Source organism: Halorussus halophilus, assembly GCF_008831545.1.
Taxonomy (GTDB): domain Archaea; phylum Halobacteriota; class Halobacteria; order Halobacteriales; family Haladaptataceae; genus Halorussus; species Halorussus halophilus.
The window spans coordinates 598,873-615,572 of sequence record NZ_CP044523.1 but is presented as its reverse complement, the minus strand read 5'-3'; the positions used below and the strand labels follow the sequence as shown (position 1 = coordinate 615,572).

Sequence of the window (16,700 nt, the reverse complement as noted above, 5' to 3'; positions counted from 1 at the left end):
ATAATTGGAAGCAGGAGCCGAGAAGACAAAGCTCTACCCCAGTGTAATATCCAGATACAGCATCACGACGACGCCGAGCATCGTGCCGAGCGTGGCGATTCGCTCGTGGCCGTGGGCGTGGGTCTCGGGGACGATTTCGTCGCTGATGACGAACAGCATACCGCCCGCGGCGAACCCCATCGCGTAGGGGAGTATCGGCGCGGCGACGCCGACCGCGAGCGCGCCGAAGACGGCCAGTGGAATCTCGACCAGTCCTGCTCGCACGCCAGCGAGCGTCGCGTAGAACAGCGACCCGAACCCGGCGTTCATCGCGGCGACCGACACCGCGAGGCCCTCGGGGATGTTCTGGATGCCGATAGCGAGCATCAGTGCGAGCGCGTTGCCGAGGTCGCCCGACCCGAATCCGACGCCGACAGCCAAGCCCTCCGGCATGTTGTGGAGCGTGATTGCGACGATGAACAAGAGGACGGAGGCGGTTCGAGAGTCGCTCTCGGGGACACGCTCGCGGCCGGTCGTCGAATCCTCCTCGATTCGCGGGTTCGCGGTCGAAGCGTTGTGCTGTGGTTTACCCGTGATGACGACGTGGATGTGCGGAACCCACTGGTCCGCTTGGTCGAGTACGGCGACGCCGAGGGCGAAGCCGACGAGTACGGGGAAAATGCCGCCAGCCTCGATTCCCGGCAGGATGAGACTCGTGAAACTCGCCGCGAGCATCACCCCCGCCGCGAAGCCGAGGGCCGCGTCGAGCGCTCGCTCGGTGGGATTCGACCAAACGAGGACGACGAGCGCGCCGAGCGTGTTCATGACCGCGATGACGACGCCACCGGCCAACCCCTGTACGACAGGGTTGGAGCCGACGATATCGACGAATAGTTGTTCTAAACTGGCCATTCGGCTCGTCCCCCGTCCGCGCCAGTTGGTACTTCCATCGAGTGACCTATCGAGACAGTAGCACAAAAACCTCTCCCGACGGGCGGGAGATTGAAACCCTCTCGCGGTGAATCGGGTGGGCATGGGGGTTTGTGACATCTGCGAACAGCGAAAGTCGGACGGGACCGAACTCGTCGCACGCATCGAACGCGAGATTTGGGTGTGTCACGGCTGTATGATGAAGGCAGTCACGACGAAGGCCGAGCGATTGTCGTACCAAGACTGGTAGTCCGGGAGAATCGAAGAGAGTGTCATCTCTCGGGAGTAGCCACAGGATTTATTCAACGAATGTAACAAGTCTAGGAATCTGCGTAGATTTATAATGAAGGATTGGTAACGACTGATCGAGCCATGAGTCAAGTCCCGAACGACTCGACCGGAGAACAGGGTACAGAGACGACGGTCGGCCAAGAACTTGGCTCGCGCTCGCTCGACACGATTTTCGACGTTCTCGGCGCTCGTCGTCGTCGAAACGTCTTGTACGTGCTGTCGCGCCGTTCGAGACCGGTTCCCTTCACCGAACTCGTAGACGACCTCGTCGCGCTCGAAGACGGAACTCGCGAGCGCGTGGCCGTCTCTCTCCACCACGAACACCTCCCGAAACTAGCCGATGCCGACCTACTCAACTACGACGAAGACGCCCGAATCGTCGTACTGACAGACTTGTCCGAACGGTTCACTCGCTACCTCGACCTCGCCGCAGAAGAGGAGCGACGGCGACCAGTCGGGCAGTCCGCAGAGAGTACTCGACCATCTGAGTTCTAATCCTACCCGAGACGCCACTCGCCGTCCGCGAACTCGACGCCGGGTAGTGCGTCGAACGCCGGACGGATGCACTCGTCCCACCACTCGGTCTCGTCGGAGTAGCTCGCCGACTGCTCGGGATACACTCGTTCTTTGAGCGTCGTCTCGTCTACCGGCCCGTCACTGTGGAGGAAGTGACACGCCGCGTAGATGGCCGACCGTTCACGCTCGTCTATCGATTCGAGCGTGTGAATCGCCGTCTCGACGTTCCGAGGGAGCCCGCTGGAGTCGGGGTGGGAACCAGCCATGGGAGCGCGACCCCGTTCGGTCTCCGTGTAGCCGGGCAACCACCAGACGGCGTCGTCGCCGACAGCTTTCCGTTCGATTGTCCCGGCCTCGTTCAGGCGGTCGAGGGCCTCCCGAGCGGCACCACGTCCGAACGGCACCGAATCGACTACCTCGTCGGTCGTCAACACGGGGTCGTTGCGCTCGCGGAACGGGGCCAACAGGGCGTCGTCGGCCAGTCCTGGAGCGTTGTCGTGGGGGTTGGGAGTCACAGCGGTAGAAAGACCGGGACACTGAAAAGGCTTGGCGTGACCGTGGCAAGCTACGTTACGCCGAGGAACAGCGTGGCCGCGCTCGCCGCGACGCCGAGCGCGAACAGCGAGTAGTTCGCGAGCGTGCTGTCGGCCGGTGCCACAGAGAGCGAGTATCGCTCGCCCGAGAGTGGCCACAGCACCGCGACGCCCATCGGCGTGAGCACGTCCGCGAGCAGATGGGCCGACAACGAGAGCGCGACGACGCCCGCCGCGAAGGTGCGCACGTCGGTCGGACCCAGAGCGACCGACCCGAGTCCCGCGGCGGTGCCGCCGAACCAGACGAGAGCCGCTACGCCGCCGACGAACGGCAACGTGTGGGTCGGCCCGCGGTGCGAGACGAACGGCACGCGAACGTCCAAGTCGGGGACCATCGTCAACCAGAGGACGGCCGCACCGCCGAGAATCGCCAGCGAGGGGTTGCCGGTGGTGAGTAGCCACCCACCGACGGGGGCGTACAGCAAGAGTGCGACGCCGTAGTGGCCGAGTCGGAACATGCGGACGAGTCTCTCACGGCCGGATTTAACAGCGGCGAAAGACGCAGACAGTCACGGGTCGTCGTCGTGAGCCACGAGCAGAAACCGGTTTGTGTATCCGCGCCGACGGAAGCCACATGGACGGACAGACAGTCGTCGTCACCGGCGCGAGTCGGGGCATCGGCGCGGCAGTCGCCCGAAGCTTCGCCGACGAGGGCGCGACGGTCGTCGCGTGTGCCCGCGAGCAGGACGAGTTAGACGCCCTCCCCGAGAGCATCGAGACGGTTCGCGCCGACGTGCGCGACGAGTTCGACGTGGAGCGGTTGATGGAGACGGCCGCTCGCGCTGGCGGCGACGGCATCGACGTGGTCGTCGCCTGCGCTGGCGTCTACCACGGCGCGCCGGGAGAGACGCCGCTGACCGAAGAGCCGTACGCGTCCTTCGACGACACGCTCAGAACGAACGTTCGCGGCGTCTTCGCCGCGATACAGGAGGCACTGCCGCATCTCGCCGACGACGCCCGCGTCCTCGTTCCCTCCGGTAGCGTCGCCCGCGAGACCAAGCCGGGGTACGGTTCCTACGCAGTCTCGAAGGCCGCCACGGAGGCGGTCGTACGCGGGTTCGCCACGGAACTCGACCAGTCGGTCGGGGTCGTGGACCCCGGACAGGTAGCCACCGACCTCACCGGCGGACAGGGCCGGGACCCCGAAGACGTAGCCGGACTCTTTCTCTGGGCCGCGACGAACGCCCCGACCGACGAACTCGACGGTGAAGTCGTCGGGCTGAAAGCGTGGAAGCAGGCGACAGCCTGAGACGCCAGTACGGAACGCAGTCTACCGCGGTACGGAAGTTTATCCCTGATGGCGACCAAGCGAAGGCCATGAGCGAACGCAAGGAGTTTCGGGACCTCGCGAGCCCCGAGGCCGCCCGCGAGGCCATCGCGGACTTGGACCTCGTGCCAGCGACCGAGAGCGTCCCGCTGGCGGAAGCACGCGGGCGCGTACTGGCCGAACGACTCGACGCCGACCTCGACGTGCCGGGGTTCGACCGCGCGAGCATGGACGGCTACGCGGTTCGAGCGCGCGACACCTTCGGGGCCGACGAGACAGACCCCAATCCACTGGAACTGACCGGCGTCGTCCACGCGGGCGAAGAACCCGACACCGAAGTCTCGGAAGACGAGGCCGTCGAAATCTCGACCGGCGCGGTGATGCCGCCCGGCGCGGACGCCGTGGTGATGGTCGAGCGAACCCGAGAGCAGGGCGACACCGTGTTGGTGCAGACCGCCCTCGCGCCGGGCGACCACGTGATGACTGCGGGCGCGGATATCGCGGCGGGCGAACGCGCGCTCGGACCAGGAACGAAGTTGACTCCGAGAGAAATCGGCTTACTATCGGCGCTCGGAGTCGATTCCGTCCCAGTTCGAGGTAAGCCGAAAGTCGGCATCGTCTCGACTGGCGACGAACTCGTTCGGCCCGGCGAGCAACTGAACAGCGACGCCGGACAGATTTACGACGTGAACAGCTACACGATAGCGTCTGCGGTGGCGGAAGCAGGCGGCAACGCCGAGATGTACCCTCACGCCGGAGACGACTACGACGAGATGGAGTCGATCCTTCGACAGGCCGCCGACGAGTGCGACCTCGTCCTCTCGTCCGGTTCGACCAGCGCCAGCGCGGTAGACGTGATTTACCAGGTCATCGAAGACCGTGGCGAACTCCTCCTCCACGGCGTCTCGGTCAAGCCCGGCAAGCCGATGTTGGTGGGGCGATTGGAAAACTCCGCGTACGTCGGTCTCCCCGGCTACCCCGTCTCGGCGCTCACGATTTTCAGGACCTTCGTCGCGCCCGCGATTCGCCGCGCCGCCGGAGTACCTGAGCCAACGAGTGCAACCATCGAGGCCAAGATGGCCGCCGAGGAACGCTACAGCGAGGGCCGAACGCGGATGCTCCCCGTGGGACTCGTAGAGAATGCAACTGGGGAACTGCTCGCGTACACCGTAGACAAGGGTAGTGGCGCAACGACCAGCCTCGTAGAAGCCGACGGTGTGGTGGAAGTGCACGCCGACACCAGTTACATCGCCGACGGCGAGTCCGTCGAAGTCGAGTTGTTCTCCGCAGACGTGCGAGCGCCTACAGTGCTCGGCGTCGGCGAGGACGACCCGGCGTTCGCGCGCTTGCTGGACGAGTTGGAGCGACCCAGGTATCTCGGCGTCGGCTCTCGGGAGGGGCTTCGGCGACTTCGCGACGGCGTCCCGGACTTCGCGGTTGCCAGCGCAGGCGACCGGGACGTTGACGCCGACGAACTCGGTACCTTTGAGCGCGAGTGGGGACTGGTCGTCCCTGCCGGAAATCCCGACGAGCTATCGAGTCTGGCCGACCTCGTGGAGACGGACGTGCGGTTCGTCAATCGCAGCACCGACTCGGGACTCAGAACCACGCTCAGCAACGCGCTCGCCGACCTCGCCGAAGAGCGAGACACGACCCGCCACGAACTGGTCGAAGCTATCGACGGCTTCGAGATGGCGACGAAAGCCCACGAGAGTCCTGCACGGCGGGTCGCCGCCGGGAAGGCCGACGCTGGGGTCGGCCTGCGCGCGACTGCCGAGAAGTTGGAACTCGGCTTCGTCTCGCTCGGCACGGAGCAGGTGCAAGTGCTGGCCAACTCCGAGCGGACGGAGAAGACGGGCGTGCAGGAACTCGAAACGGTACTGGAGTCGAAATTGGACGCGGTACTCGCCGACTTACCGGGATACAATCGGTAGCCGTCACCGCTCGCCTCGACCGTCTCAGCAGACGACGACGCCGCCGGTCGTCGTCCAACAGCCGACGACTGCCAGTACGGTGCCCACGAAAGCCACCACACCGCCGACTCTGAGTACCGTACTTCGGTCGTAGAAGTAACTGGTACCGACTGTCGCCGGAAGCGCGGCAGTGACGCCGGGAAGGAGGTACGTGAAAACCCCGTCCGGGACCATCGTGTCCAGTCCCGTGCTGTCGAAGACGATGACCCACGCGAAGACTGTGAGCGGAAGCGCCAGCAACGAGAGGACACAGAGGAGAGTGACGGTTATCGGTTCGAAATCGGTCCGAAACAAGTCGGTCGCAGTCACGACCGAACGTTTGCAGAAGTCGTATAAAATCGCTCTGAACCCGGCTCTTCCTCAGTCGTCCGCAGACGGATTCGCCGTCCACAACTCGTCGAACGTCTCGACGCGGTGGTCACCGAGGACGCACTGTTCGCGACGGTGGTGGCCGTGACGCTCGACGTGAATCGCGTCGAGTCCGGCGTTCCACGCCGCGCCCACGTCGCTCGCGCCGTCGCCCGCGTAGACACCCACGCCGTCGCCCCCGTGGACGCCGATGTTCTGCATCGCCAGTTCGATGGGCGCGGGGTCGGGTTTCCAGCCGAGGTCCTCGTCACAGCAGATTATCGTGTCGAACCAGTCACGGATGTCGAGGTTGTCGAGTACTGGATTCGTCAGAAATGGCTGGCAGTGGGTGACGAGTCCGACCGGACAGTCGAGGTCCGCGACGAACTCGGCGTCCTCGTAGAGGTACGTCTTACGAGCACGTTGTTGGGGGTCCTCCACGTCGTGGAAGGCGGGCCAGAAGTCGTCGGGGTCGATACCCCACGCCCGGAGTTGTTCGTTGCGACTTCCGCCGAGTCCGTGCCAGAGGATTTCTGCTTCTTTGTCGGTGAACGCTCTCCCGAGTCGGTCGCCGACACGGTCGAACACCGATCGCGGGTACGACCAGTCGATGTCGATGAGCGTCCCGTCCAAGTCGAGGAGCCAGAAATCGTAGTCGCGGGAGACCATGGGGACCCTGAACTTAGGACGCTTGAATATATTACGTTTTCCCCGACTATTCGACTTCCAGCGAACTCCCGAGGTACTTGTTCAGCACTTCCGAGACGCTATCGGCGTTGAACGACTCCAAGTCGGCGCGAATCTCCGCTTTGAGTGCTTCCAGATACTCCTCGTCGGTCTCGAACGAACGGTACTCGACCGAGACGACGGGCACACCGAGCGCGTCTTCTGTCAGCTTCCGGAAGTGGCGCTCGTCGTTCACCTCGCCGCGCCAGAGGTTGTCCCGGAAGAAGCGCCACCCGTCCTCACCCGGCGGGTCCGCCGCTCGGGTGAGTCGCGTCTCGAACTCCTCGGGAGCGACAGCAACGCCCTCAGTTCGGGGTTCGAGTCGGAACCGAACAGCGAAGACGTAGCGAGCGTCCATCTCAGCGCAGGTCGTCTGCTAGTTCCGCCATCTTCACGTCCTTGTCGGTGATGCCGCCTTCCTCGTGGCTCGTGTACCGAACTTCGACTTCCTTGTAGCCGATACGTATCTCGGGGTGATGAAACTCCTCTTCGGCGATTTCACCGACTTCGCTCGCGAATGCGACGCCCTTCAAGTAGTCGTCGAACTCGTAGACGCGGACGATTTCGTCGCCGTCGCGCGCCCAGTCGTCAGGAATCTGTGCCTGAATCTCGTCGTCGGATAGCAGGTCTGCCATGCGGGAACCAACGGTCGCCCTGAAAATAAAATCACTCGCCGAACAGACCGAACGACGACTGTTCCTTGCCCGGGTTTTAGTCACAAGATAAATTTATTACTCCGGGCGTGGGAATGCGAACGTAAGACGAGAACATGGAAATGGAGCGTCCCCGCGCTCGCGGGTCCGACGAGGGCGAACCAGAGAGCGACGGCCTCACGGAGTTTTTCAACCTGCTGAACGAGTTCAAGACGAACGGCTGCAACCTCCTGCTCGTCGGTGACGCACCACGCTCGATTTTCACTCGGGCGAGCGCACAACTGTTCGGCGACGCGGACGCGATGCGATACCGGGTTCTGGCAGTGACCGACGCCACACCCCAGAGCATCGCCGACAGACTGCCGGACCCGAACACGACCCCGCGGCCGCTGTCCGAGACGACGCACGTTCTCAACCACACCGCAGTGCCTCGCTCTGTCACGAACGCCGACGACCTGTCCACGCCGGACACACTCGCGGATATTCGCGAGACGCAAATCGCGGACCCACAACTGCACGGATTACAGTCGGCGCTCGTGGACGCACTCGCGGACGCGTCCGACGACGCGGACGTCATCCGACCGGCCGACGTACGGGTCGGCGTCGATTCGCTCGACCCACTCGTCGGACACTACGGCATCGACGTCGTTCGCAACTGCCTCCGGACGGTCGGCCGTCACGTCCACGACCACGACGCGATGGCCCACTACGCGTTACGGAAACCGCACGAGAGCGACGCCACGAAGGCGCTCGCCGAGGAGATGGACGCCGTCATCGAACTGCGAGCCGTAGACCCCGACAAGCACGACCACGACGCCGAAGAACGGTGGCACATCAGTAGCGAGGATTTACAGATGCAGTGGACGCCACTCTGACTCGCTACCGTGAGAGTGTGTGGCGTCGGCCACAGTTCGTGCGCCTTGCCCCACTCAAACGGAAGACGACGGGAACGGGACACAATGAGGATTGAATTCCACTCACTCTCCGACGCGACTGGTTTCGAAGTCTTAGACACTGTCGAGACCCGATTGGTGCAATTTTTCACCGAGGGGCCTGTGGACCCGTCCCAGACGGAGAGACGACCGTTCACCGCTCCGGTCGATGCTGCCTGCGAACTCAGCACCGAGACGCTTCGGTTCTCCTCGGAACCGGCCGAGGTTCGTGCGCCGGACGGCACTCGTCTGGGCGGTATCGACCCGCCCGAGTCCGACACCTTCCCGGCGGGCGAGTACTTGCTGGAGCTTCACACGCCTGTCAAAATCTACCTACACGTCGAGAGTCAGGTCGCCATCGACATCGACTCGAAGACTGCCCGACTGGAATTCGGCGAGAAGACGACGGTAACTGTCGGCGCGCGCTCGCACCACAGTTCTCCGGAGGCGACGATTACCGTTCCGGACGACCCCGAAGCGATGATGAAAGCAGTATCGGCGTTCTCCTCGTCGCTGAAGACGACTTCGGCCGAACGGGCGTGGCCGAGTCTCCGGGGGCATCCACCGGTCGTCGAGCGCGGCGAGGAACTGCACATTCCGGACGAACTCGACCCGCCACAGACGGGCGTCACGATTCGAATCCCACCGGAGTACGGCTACGTCTACACCGTCGCGCCCTTGGCGTACTACCTCGGAGCGCAGGTCGTGCCCGACGAGACGGCGTATTTGACGACTGACACCGGTATCTACTGGCGACTCGGCAGTACCGTCGCCGAACTGGCAGACCACGTCGAGACGTTGCTCAAGCGGACGCTCGTCCTCGACTGCGTGACGCGGACCGAGGGGCTGTATCCAGACGACCTCTACGAGCGTTCCGTCGTCGAACAACGAATCGAGTTAGATTTCGAGGCACTGTACGACGCCTCGCTCGCAGAGCGACTCGAAGCCTACCTCGCGATTCCAGCCGACGTGCTGGCCGAAGTCACGCCGACGTGGCACCGCGTGACCCACGTCCAACCGACGCCGGAATCGGTCGAACTCTTACCGTACGTCCTCAACGACCTCTCGCTCGTCCGTTCGAAAGACCCGACCCAGCCCCCGTCGCAACCGTCGGAAGCACAGGAGCAGACCGGCGAGATACTCGGCGCATTCAAGCGAACTAGCGACGGCGAAGAGAGTGAGTCCGGGAACCGGACCGCACCTGACGACGCTCCCCAATCGTCGGCGCTGACGCGCTTTATGCAGGAGAGCGACGAACAGGGAGACGACGAAGGAGCGACTGGCGAACGGGATGGCGACGCGGGAACGACCGGCGAGCAGGAGGTCTCGTCCGGCGACGACACCCCGACTCTCGGCGTCCCCGGCGAAGACGGCTACATGCCGTTGCCGGACGTAGACGCTCTCGAACAAGCGTGGATCGGCGACGAGACGCCGATTCACGGCACCAAACTGTTGCCGGAAGCGTTCGCCAACAGCGTGTCCTCGGAGAGCGACGCGGTCGAAATCGTCGTGGTCTGCAACGACGGGCAGATGCGCGAGGAGTTAGACACCGCCGCGGCGGTGTACGACAAACGGAGCGACATCCGCGTCAACGTCGAGTACGAGTTCGGCGTCTCGACGGACGAACTACGGGCGCTACTGGCCGATTCCAGCGACATGTTCCACTTCATCGGCCACATCGACGGCCGAGGCTTCGAGTGTCCGGACGGCGTCTTCGACGCAGCGACGGTCGAATCGACCGGCGCGACGATGGTACTGCTGAACGGCTGTCGGTCCCACGACCAAGGCACCGAACTGGTGCAAGCGGGGGCGCGGGCCGCAGTCGTCAGCCTCGGTGACCTCTGGAACTCCGGCGCGGGCGAGGTCGGCGAGACGTTCGCCCGACTGCTCTCCCACGGATTCACCGTCGGCAGTGCGCTCGAAATCGTCCGCGAATACACGTCTATCGGCCGCGAGTACGTCGCGCTCGGCGACCCCGGTGTCAGGGTGACGCAGAACGACAACGGCACGCCGACAGTCCACCATCTCGACGTGGGCGACGACCCTCGAACGGTCACCGTCGAGCGACGTAATTACTGGACGCGAGTGCTAGGAGCCGGTTCGATTACGAGAGCGAAAATAGACGAGATGCAACAGTATCACCTCACGATGGGTGACTACGGAGCGATACGCTTGGAGCGCGAGGCGCTCAGAGACGCACTCGAACCGTACGGTGAGCCACTCGTCGTTGACGGCGAACTACGCTGGAGCGACGAGTGGTTCGCCGAGTCGTAGTTTCACGGACCGCCTTTTCCACCGTCTGCGAGAACGGGAGCAGCCTCCACGAGCAGCAGCGTCACCAGCCAGAACGCGGTGAGTAGTTTCGGGTTCTTTGCGACCACTTCGGTTGGGTTGGCATAACGTGCCATACCAAACTATAATCAGAATTTCATGTCGATTTTTCTAAAACTTTCTAATCTAAATACGTAGGAGAGAACGACGGCTAGCGCTGTCGCTATCGAGTCGAATCGGAAAAAGGAGTCTTAGTCGTCGTCTGCCGCGATACCGGGCGGAACGTCGTCCTCGGAGATCGATTCGTCTCCGGTCAGTAGTCGTTGGACGAACTCCGGCGGACGGTCACCGTCTGGGGCCGCGCTCTCGGCAGACTGTTGACGTTTCCCGTCACTGGACCCGAAGTCGGGGTCGAACAGTTGGAGCGCGGTGTTGATGGTCGCCCAGTCGTCGTCTGCCGCGGCCTCGCGCAGGCTCTTGGTCGGCGGGGCAAGCAACTGAGAGATCAGCGCGTCGGCCATCGACTCGACGATTTCGCGCTGGTCGTCGTCGAACTCTCCGGTCGCTTCCAGCTTCGAGAGTGCCTCCGAGAGTTCGCGGCCCTTCACGCGCTCTGCGCTCTCGTACATCGTAGAGATGACGTCGTCGGCGCGCTTGCGCTTGTAGCCGTCGAGCAGGCGCTCGAACTCCCGGTCTATCATGGCTTCCACGGACTCCGCCGCGGCTTGGCGACGACGCTTGGTCTCGTCGGTCACGGACTCCAATGCGGCCATGTCGTAGATGGTGACGCCGCCGACTGCGCCCGCAGCGGGCGAGACGTCTCGCGGTTGTGCGATGTCGGCGACCAGCGTCTCGCCGCAGTCGGCCAGCGTGCCAGCGTCCAAGACGTACTCCTCGCTGCCGGTCGCGGAGACGACGACGTCGGCTGCGACGAGCGCCGACTCCAGTCCGTCGAGCGCGACTGCGCGGGCGTCGTCGGTATCGACCGCCTCGCTCACCTCCGTCGCGCGCTCGACCGAGCGGTTTGCGACGTACAGCGTCTCGACTTCGGCGTCGGCGAGCGCGTGGGCCGCGATAGTTCCCATCTCGCCCGCACCGACGACCAGCGCCGTCACGCTGTCGAGGTCGCGGTGTTCGGCGAGTAGGTTCACGGCCGCACTGCCGACAGAGACCGCGCCGTCGTTGATGGCCGTCTCGGTCCGGGCGCGTTCGCCGACGTGGAGCGCCTTCGTCACGGCGTCCGAAAGCATCGGCCCGATAGCGTCGTGGTCGCGAGCCGTCTCGTAGGCACTGCGAACTTGGCCGATTATCTGGTCCTCGCCGAGGACGAGCGATTCGAGCCCTGCCGAGACGCGCATCAGGTGGCGAAGGCTCTCTTCGTGGCCCATCTCGACGACCGCGTGGTCGCCGACCGAGGGCACGAAGTCGGTCAGCACCGCGCGACCGGTCGCCGCTTCGTCGGTCACGACGTAGGCCTCGAATCGGTTGCACGTCTGGAGCGCGAACGCTTCGCTGACGCCCGGCACGTCGAGCAATCGGTCGAGGACGACCCCAGCGTCTGCGTGGCAGGCCGCTTCGACTTCGTCTAAGTCTGCTTGGTCGTGGCTCACGCGAATGCCCGAGACGACTCCCGTACCGACCGTCACGGGTATCGACCTCCGACGAGCGTGGAAGTGAGAGAGAGTCCGAAATTCATGTGTTCACCTCGCGGACGGACCGTCCGCTTTCTTCTTAGTCGGGGCTAAGAATGGACGATACGTAAACCCTTCCAAACGCGTACACGTGCTCCCGAGTGGAAACAACAGTCTGGTGCTACGACCCCTCACGGTCTGGTACTACGACCCCTCGACGCCGGTCACGTCGAAACCCGCCTCACGGATGCCTTCCAGAATCGCCTCGTGGTCGGCGCTGGCCTCGTAGTAGAACACCACGTCGAAGGTACCCTCGCGCAGCAACTGTTGACACTCCCAGACGAACTCCTCGTCGTCTAGCGTGAGTCCCTGATGCTGGTTCGAAGAGAAGTCTGTGTCGTCGGTGCCGGAGTAGACGTAGGTGTCCTTCGGGTCGAGTCCCGCGCCCTCCGCGATTATTTCCCCGATATCGACGGTCGCCTGATGCATGGCGATGTCGTCGTCACTGCCGATATCTGTGTGGACGATAGCTCCGTTGAGTTGTATCTCTCCGGGTTCGAGCAACTGCTTAGTACGCCGGTACAGGTCCTCGTCGAGTACGTCGTTCATGCCGGGACCAAACCGACGAGCGATTAAACACCCTGCGGTTACAAGGCGATAACTCGTCGGTCAGTGTCCCAGAAAATTGTCGTTTCTACGTGCCGTACAGATTACAGACGCGTGAGGTTCGTCGCGCGCGGGCCTTTGTCGGCCTGCTCGATGTCGAACTCGACTTCCTGACCCTCTTCTAGGTCAGGGCCGCCAACGTCTTCCATGTGGAAGAAAACGTCCTCGTCCGCGTCCTCAGTTTCGATGAATCCGTAGCCGCCAGTGTCGTTGAAGAAGTCAACCGTACCTTTCGCCATTGCATTCGTCCCAAGTCGCTCCATACTTAAAAAGGTATGCAACTGTTCGTGAACCATGTTAACACAGAACGTCCACTTTCGGCGGGTCAAAACGTTCATGCCGCTCGGTCGCGTCAGTCCGACCGACCGATGCTACGGTGGATAGAGCGACGCGTGAGGGCAGCGTACGAGCGACTGCTGCGCCGCGAAATCGAAGGCGCGCCCGCGCACGTCGCGGTCATCCAAGACGGAAATCGCCGCTACGCGAGCCAACAGGGCGGAGAAGCTCACGATGGCCACCGCGCAGGGGCGAAGACGACCGAGCGCGTGCTGAACTGGTGTGAAGACCTCGGCGTCGAAGAACTCACGCTGTACGCCTTCTCGACCGAGAACTTCGACCGGCCGGACCACGAACGCGAGGCACTGTTCGACTTGCTGGAGGAGAAACTGTACGAGTTCGCCGACGCCGACCGAGTCCACGAGGGTGAAGTCTGTATCCGTGCAATCGGCGAGGTCGAGATGCTCCCCGAGCGAGTCCGTGACGCGGTGGAGTACGCCCACGAGCAAACCGCCGACTACGAACACTTCACGCTCAACATCGCACTCGCGTACGGCGGTCGCAACGAACTGCTCGGGGCTGCCCGCGACGTGGCCAAAGCGGTCGAAGATGGTGACCTCGACACCGAGGACATCGACGTGGCCGAAATCGAGCGCCGAATATACGACAGTCCGCTCCGCGACGTGGACCTCATCATTCGAACCGGAGGAGACGAGCGGACCTCGAACTTCCTGCCGTGGCACGCCAACGGCAACGAGGCCGCCGTCTTCTTCTGCACGCCCTACTGGCCGGAGTTCTCGAAAGTGGACTTCCTGCGAGGCATCCGCACCTACGAGTCCCGCGAGGAGTCGTGGCGGCAGGCGCGCGTGAAGCGCGCCGTCGCGCTAGTGAAGGCCTTCGGGGGCGTGGAGTTAGACGAAGCGCGCGCTGTGATCGATAAATTCCGAGACGCCGTGCCGGAGGGGACGCAAGTCGAGGAGTTGGAGATGGAGAACGAAGGGAAGACGACGGAATAGCACGTAACAGAAATTCTGCGGCCGAGAGTCCACTACCGTTCGAATCGCCGACGGACTCGTTTCACTCGCCCGTCGAGGTTCGTCCTACCGCCCAAACCTTCTCTGACGGTTCTTGTAATCCAACAGCGCCCGCAGATAGTCGCGCTCGCGGAAGTCCCGCCAGTTCACGTCGGTGAAGTACAGTTCCGAGTAGACCGACTGCCAAATCATGAAATCCGAGAGGCGCTCCGCACCGGTCTTGATGACCAAGTCGGGATTTTCCGGAAACACCAGATGTTCCTCCACGTCGCTCTCTGTTACTTCCTCCGCAGACAGTTCGCCGTTTTCTACGTCCTCTGCGATAGATTGTACTGCACCTGCGAACTCGTGTTTGCCGCCCAAGCCGATGGAAATCTGAATCGGGGCGTCGGCGCGCTGGGTGTCGTCTGGACCGCGCACGGCCAACGTTCGCGGCGCTTGGACCCCGTCCAGTTCGCGCTGGAGCGTCGGCACCGCGCCCGAGTCGAGGACGCTCACGTAGACGGTCACGCGTTCGGCGTCGCGCTCGAACGCCCAGCGAAAGAACTCTTCTAACGTCTCGTATGCGCCCTGTTCGAGCAGGTCGCGTTCGGTGATGACGACGGCGACGTGACTGGGCGGGTCCGCGACGTGGCGGTGGAGGCGGGCGGCGAGATACCGGTCGTACAGTCCCACGCGCAGGAGTTCGCCCGCGACTGTCCTAAACGTCACGGACCCCGGGCGAACTACTGGTTTCGTCCGCCGCGTGTCTGACGCCACGACGCCGCACACCGTCGGCCGTTCGGGAATATTAAGTAGGCGTCGGGGGAACGAGGGGATAACGTGACCACTAGAGTCCGGCGAGCGGCGGGATACGCGCTGGTCTCGACGCTGTCGCTCGCCGCGCCGCTGTTCGAGTGGGCGACCGCCGTCGGTTTCGCCGTCGTCGCCGTCGCCGCGCTGACAGTCACCGACGGGCCGCTGTTCGAGTGGTTCGCGCGGGCCTCCGAGCGGCAGGACGGCCGACTCCACGGACTCGCCGCCTTCGCCTTCGCGGCCGCAGGACTGTCGTTGATGGTCCCCGACCAGACGCTGAGCATGCCGACGCGAGTCTGCGTCGCCACCGTCCTCCTGCTGGGCTACGGAAACCTCGCACAGCAAGCCGCACGCAAGGTTAGTCCCGCGCCGATAGCCCAGACGACAGCGTTCGTCATCGGTGGGTTCCTCGCGGCCGCAATCGGACAAGCCGCGACGCTGATAGTACAGAGGCAGGGAGTGTCCTCGCTCACCGCTCAACTGCCGGAAATCGCCTTCCTCGCCGCGAGTGGTGCGCTGTTCGCTGGTCTGCTTCGCTCGGTACTATTGGTGCGCGACGACCCGCTCGTCATGCTGTCGGCGGCGTTTCTGCTGTGGTTGTTCGCGGACCTCGCCGTGGAGGTAACCCTTTCCGGGGTCGCCATCGCTATCGCCATCACGGCGCTGTTCGGCTACATCTCGTGGGCGCTCGACGCCGCGTCGATTCCGGGGATGCTCACTGGAGTCTTACTCGCGCTGTTGACCATCGTTCTCGGCGGCTACGGGTGGTTCGCCGTCCTCATCGCCTTCTTCGGCATCGGCGCACTCTCGACGAAGTTCCGCTACGACGACAAGAAGACTCGTGGCGTCGCCGAGGACAACGACGGCGCGCGCGGGAGCGGCAACGTCCTCGGCAACGCCGCCGTTGCACTCGTCGCGGTGCTGGCCTACGCCTCCAGCGACAAACTCCCGGTCGATGGCACCATCTTCCTCTTCGCGTTCACCGGGAGCATCGCAACCGCGATGTCCGACACGCTGTCGAGCGAAATCGGCGGCGTCTTCGACGACCCGCGACTCATCACGACGTTCGAACGCGTGGACCCCGGCACGGACGGCGGCATCACGTGGCAAGGCGAAGTCGCGGGCGTTCTCGGCGCTGTCATCGTCGCCGCAATCGCGGTCTTCCTGTTCGACGGCGTCGGCCTCCTCGGCGGTATCGTCATCGCTCTAGCGGGGACTGGAGGCATGACGATGGATAGTCTGCTCGGCGCGACAGTCGAAGGTGACAAGGTCGGCAACCAGAGCGTCAACTTCCTTGCTACCCTGACCGGCGCGATTCTGGGCGTCGTCCTCGCGGTGGTCGCGCTGGCGTGATTCGACCCGCCCGCTCCAGCGACCGCTCGGAGTTACGAGACATTCAGCAGTCGCTCAGAGAGCCGAATCCGCCCCTACTCGAATACGCTATCGAGGGGCCACCGCTGTTGCTCGTCTCGACCGCCGACGGGGAACCGGTCGGCTACGCGCTGGTGTTCTACGACGACGAGACTGGCTACGTCGCTGAACTGGCAGTCCTTCCGAGTCACCGACGCGAGGGCCGAGCCTCGCGTCTGCTGGCCGCAATTTTCGAACGACTGCGAGACGAGGGCTGTAAACGCGTCTCGCTCTCGGTACACCCCGACGATGAGGCCGCCCAACAGTTCTACGGATCTCTGGGGTTCGAAACGACTGGCCGGGAACCGGACTACTACGAGGACGGTAGCGAAGCAGTGGTTATGGAACACGACCTGTAGAGTATGACGGTAGCGGTGCGGCGAGGTTGCAGTCGCGGTTGCTGTGTAGT

The 16,700-nt window shown here is 63.7% G+C and carries 21 protein-coding genes; 9 read left to right on the top strand and 12 right to left on the bottom strand.

Features of this window, described 5'->3' with window-relative positions; genetic code table 11:
• Positions 1 to 33: 33 nt before the first annotated feature.
• Positions 34 to 891 (bottom strand): ZIP family metal transporter, encoded by an 858-nt coding sequence (locus F7R90_RS02980; protein ID WP_158055800.1) that lies wholly within the window; start codon positions 889 to 891, stop codon positions 34 to 36.
• Between the two features lie 121 nt (positions 892 to 1,012).
• On the opposite strand from F7R90_RS02980, the gene F7R90_RS22000 reads away from it, so the two are divergent.
• On the top strand, positions 1,013 to 1,159 hold the full coding sequence (locus F7R90_RS22000) for a hypothetical protein (protein ID WP_192498382.1): 147 nt from the start codon (positions 1,013 to 1,015) through the stop codon (positions 1,157 to 1,159).
• 122 nt (positions 1,160 to 1,281) lie between these two features.
• Complete coding sequence (locus tag F7R90_RS02975; RefSeq protein ID WP_158055799.1) at positions 1,282 to 1,695, top strand: DUF7344 domain-containing protein; 414 nt, start codon at positions 1,282 to 1,284, stop codon at positions 1,693 to 1,695.
• Between the two features lie 2 nt (positions 1,696 to 1,697).
• Here the strand turns inward: F7R90_RS02975 and F7R90_RS02970 are convergent, their stop codons facing one another.
• Together F7R90_RS02970 and F7R90_RS02965 are read right to left on the bottom strand one after the other, a co-directional pair.
• On the bottom strand, positions 1,698 to 2,231 hold the full coding sequence (locus F7R90_RS02970) for a hypothetical protein (protein WP_158055798.1): 534 nt from the start codon (positions 2,229 to 2,231) through the stop codon (positions 1,698 to 1,700).
• Between the two features lie 50 nt (positions 2,232 to 2,281).
• Positions 2,282 to 2,767, bottom strand: a complete 486-nt coding sequence (locus F7R90_RS02965) for a metal-dependent hydrolase (RefSeq protein ID WP_158055797.1) — start codon at positions 2,765 to 2,767, stop codon at positions 2,282 to 2,284.
• 116 nt (positions 2,768 to 2,883) lie between these two features.
• Between F7R90_RS02965 and F7R90_RS02960 the strand changes: the two genes are divergently transcribed.
• A complete protein-coding gene (locus F7R90_RS02960; RefSeq protein ID WP_158055796.1) occupies positions 2,884 to 3,558 on the top strand; it encodes an SDR family oxidoreductase in 675 nt (224 codons plus the stop codon).
• Positions 3,559 to 3,626: 68 nt separating this feature from the next.
• Entirely contained in the window at positions 3,627 to 5,510 is a 1,884-nt protein-coding gene (locus F7R90_RS02955) for a molybdopterin biosynthesis protein (RefSeq protein WP_158055795.1), read from the top strand.
• Between the two features lie 24 nt (positions 5,511 to 5,534).
• Here the strand turns inward: F7R90_RS02955 and F7R90_RS02950 are convergent, their stop codons facing one another.
• The 4 genes from F7R90_RS02950 to F7R90_RS02935 are packed head-to-tail and all read right to left on the bottom strand — an operon-like array spanning position 5,535 to position 7,258.
• Complete coding sequence (locus tag F7R90_RS02950) at positions 5,535 to 5,858, bottom strand: hypothetical protein (RefSeq protein WP_158055794.1); 324 nt, start codon at positions 5,856 to 5,858, stop codon at positions 5,535 to 5,537.
• A gap of 51 nt (positions 5,859 to 5,909) precedes the next feature.
• Positions 5,910 to 6,566, bottom strand: a complete 657-nt coding sequence (locus F7R90_RS02945) for an HAD family hydrolase (protein WP_158055793.1) — start codon at positions 6,564 to 6,566, stop codon at positions 5,910 to 5,912.
• Between the two features lie 46 nt (positions 6,567 to 6,612).
• Positions 6,613 to 6,981, bottom strand: a complete 369-nt coding sequence (gene lwrS, locus F7R90_RS02940) for an LWR-salt protein (protein ID WP_158055792.1) — start codon at positions 6,979 to 6,981, stop codon at positions 6,613 to 6,615.
• Between the two features lies 1 nt (position 6,982).
• Complete coding sequence (locus F7R90_RS02935) at positions 6,983 to 7,258, bottom strand: 4a-hydroxytetrahydrobiopterin dehydratase (protein WP_158055791.1); 276 nt, start codon at positions 7,256 to 7,258, stop codon at positions 6,983 to 6,985.
• A 140-nt stretch (positions 7,259 to 7,398) separates the two neighbouring features.
• Here F7R90_RS02935 and F7R90_RS02930 point away from each other — a divergent pair, with 140 nt between their 5' ends.
• Both F7R90_RS02930 and F7R90_RS02925 read left to right on the top strand, forming a co-directional pair.
• Positions 7,399 to 8,151, top strand: a complete 753-nt coding sequence (locus tag F7R90_RS02930) for a DUF7504 family protein (RefSeq protein WP_158055790.1) — start codon at positions 7,399 to 7,401, stop codon at positions 8,149 to 8,151.
• A 156-nt stretch (positions 8,152 to 8,307) separates the two neighbouring features.
• Positions 8,308 to 10,482, top strand: a complete 2,175-nt coding sequence (locus F7R90_RS02925; RefSeq protein ID WP_225741240.1) for a CHAT domain-containing protein — start codon at positions 8,308 to 8,310, stop codon at positions 10,480 to 10,482.
• A gap of 2 nt (positions 10,483 to 10,484) precedes the next feature.
• On the opposite strand, the gene F7R90_RS22665 is transcribed toward F7R90_RS02925, so the two are convergent.
• From F7R90_RS22665 to F7R90_RS02910, 4 genes are all read right to left on the bottom strand, one after another.
• The gene (locus F7R90_RS22665) at positions 10,485 to 10,616 is read right to left on the bottom strand and encodes a hypothetical protein (protein WP_267905106.1); all 132 of its coding nucleotides are present in this window, start codon (positions 10,614 to 10,616) and stop codon (positions 10,485 to 10,487) included.
• 114 nt (positions 10,617 to 10,730) lie between these two features.
• Positions 10,731 to 12,125 carry a glutamyl-tRNA reductase gene (gene hemA / locus F7R90_RS02920; protein ID WP_158055788.1) on the bottom strand — a complete coding sequence of 465 codons (1,395 nt, stop codon included), beginning with the start codon at positions 12,123 to 12,125 and terminating at the stop codon, positions 10,731 to 10,733.
• A 189-nt stretch (positions 12,126 to 12,314) separates the two neighbouring features.
• Positions 12,315 to 12,719, bottom strand: a complete 405-nt coding sequence (locus F7R90_RS02915) for a DUF5778 family protein (protein ID WP_158055787.1) — start codon at positions 12,717 to 12,719, stop codon at positions 12,315 to 12,317.
• A 101-nt stretch (positions 12,720 to 12,820) separates the two neighbouring features.
• Positions 12,821 to 13,015 carry a cold-shock protein gene (locus F7R90_RS02910; protein WP_158055786.1) on the bottom strand — a complete coding sequence of 65 codons (195 nt, stop codon included), beginning with the start codon at positions 13,013 to 13,015 and terminating at the stop codon, positions 12,821 to 12,823.
• 129 nt (positions 13,016 to 13,144) lie between these two features.
• On the opposite strand from F7R90_RS02910, the gene uppS reads away from it, so the two are divergent.
• Complete coding sequence (gene uppS / locus F7R90_RS02905) at positions 13,145 to 14,068, top strand: polyprenyl diphosphate synthase (RefSeq protein ID WP_158055785.1); 924 nt, start codon at positions 13,145 to 13,147, stop codon at positions 14,066 to 14,068.
• Between the two features lie 84 nt (positions 14,069 to 14,152).
• On the opposite strand, the gene F7R90_RS02900 is transcribed toward uppS, so the two are convergent.
• Entirely contained in the window at positions 14,153 to 14,761 is a 609-nt protein-coding gene (locus F7R90_RS02900; RefSeq protein ID WP_158055784.1) for an undecaprenyl diphosphate synthase family protein, read from the bottom strand.
• 147 nt (positions 14,762 to 14,908) lie between these two features.
• Between F7R90_RS02900 and F7R90_RS02895 the strand changes: the two genes are divergently transcribed.
• Positions 14,909 to 16,234: a DUF92 domain-containing protein gene (locus F7R90_RS02895; RefSeq protein WP_158055783.1), complete on the top strand. Its 1,326-nt coding sequence runs from the start codon at positions 14,909 to 14,911 to the stop codon at positions 16,232 to 16,234.
• On the top strand, positions 16,231 to 16,650 hold the full coding sequence (locus F7R90_RS02890; RefSeq protein WP_158055782.1) for a GNAT family N-acetyltransferase: 420 nt from the start codon (positions 16,231 to 16,233) through the stop codon (positions 16,648 to 16,650). Before F7R90_RS02895 ends, F7R90_RS02890 begins: the two co-directional genes overlap by 4 nt.
• The last annotated feature ends 50 nt before the right edge of the window (positions 16,651 to 16,700 follow it).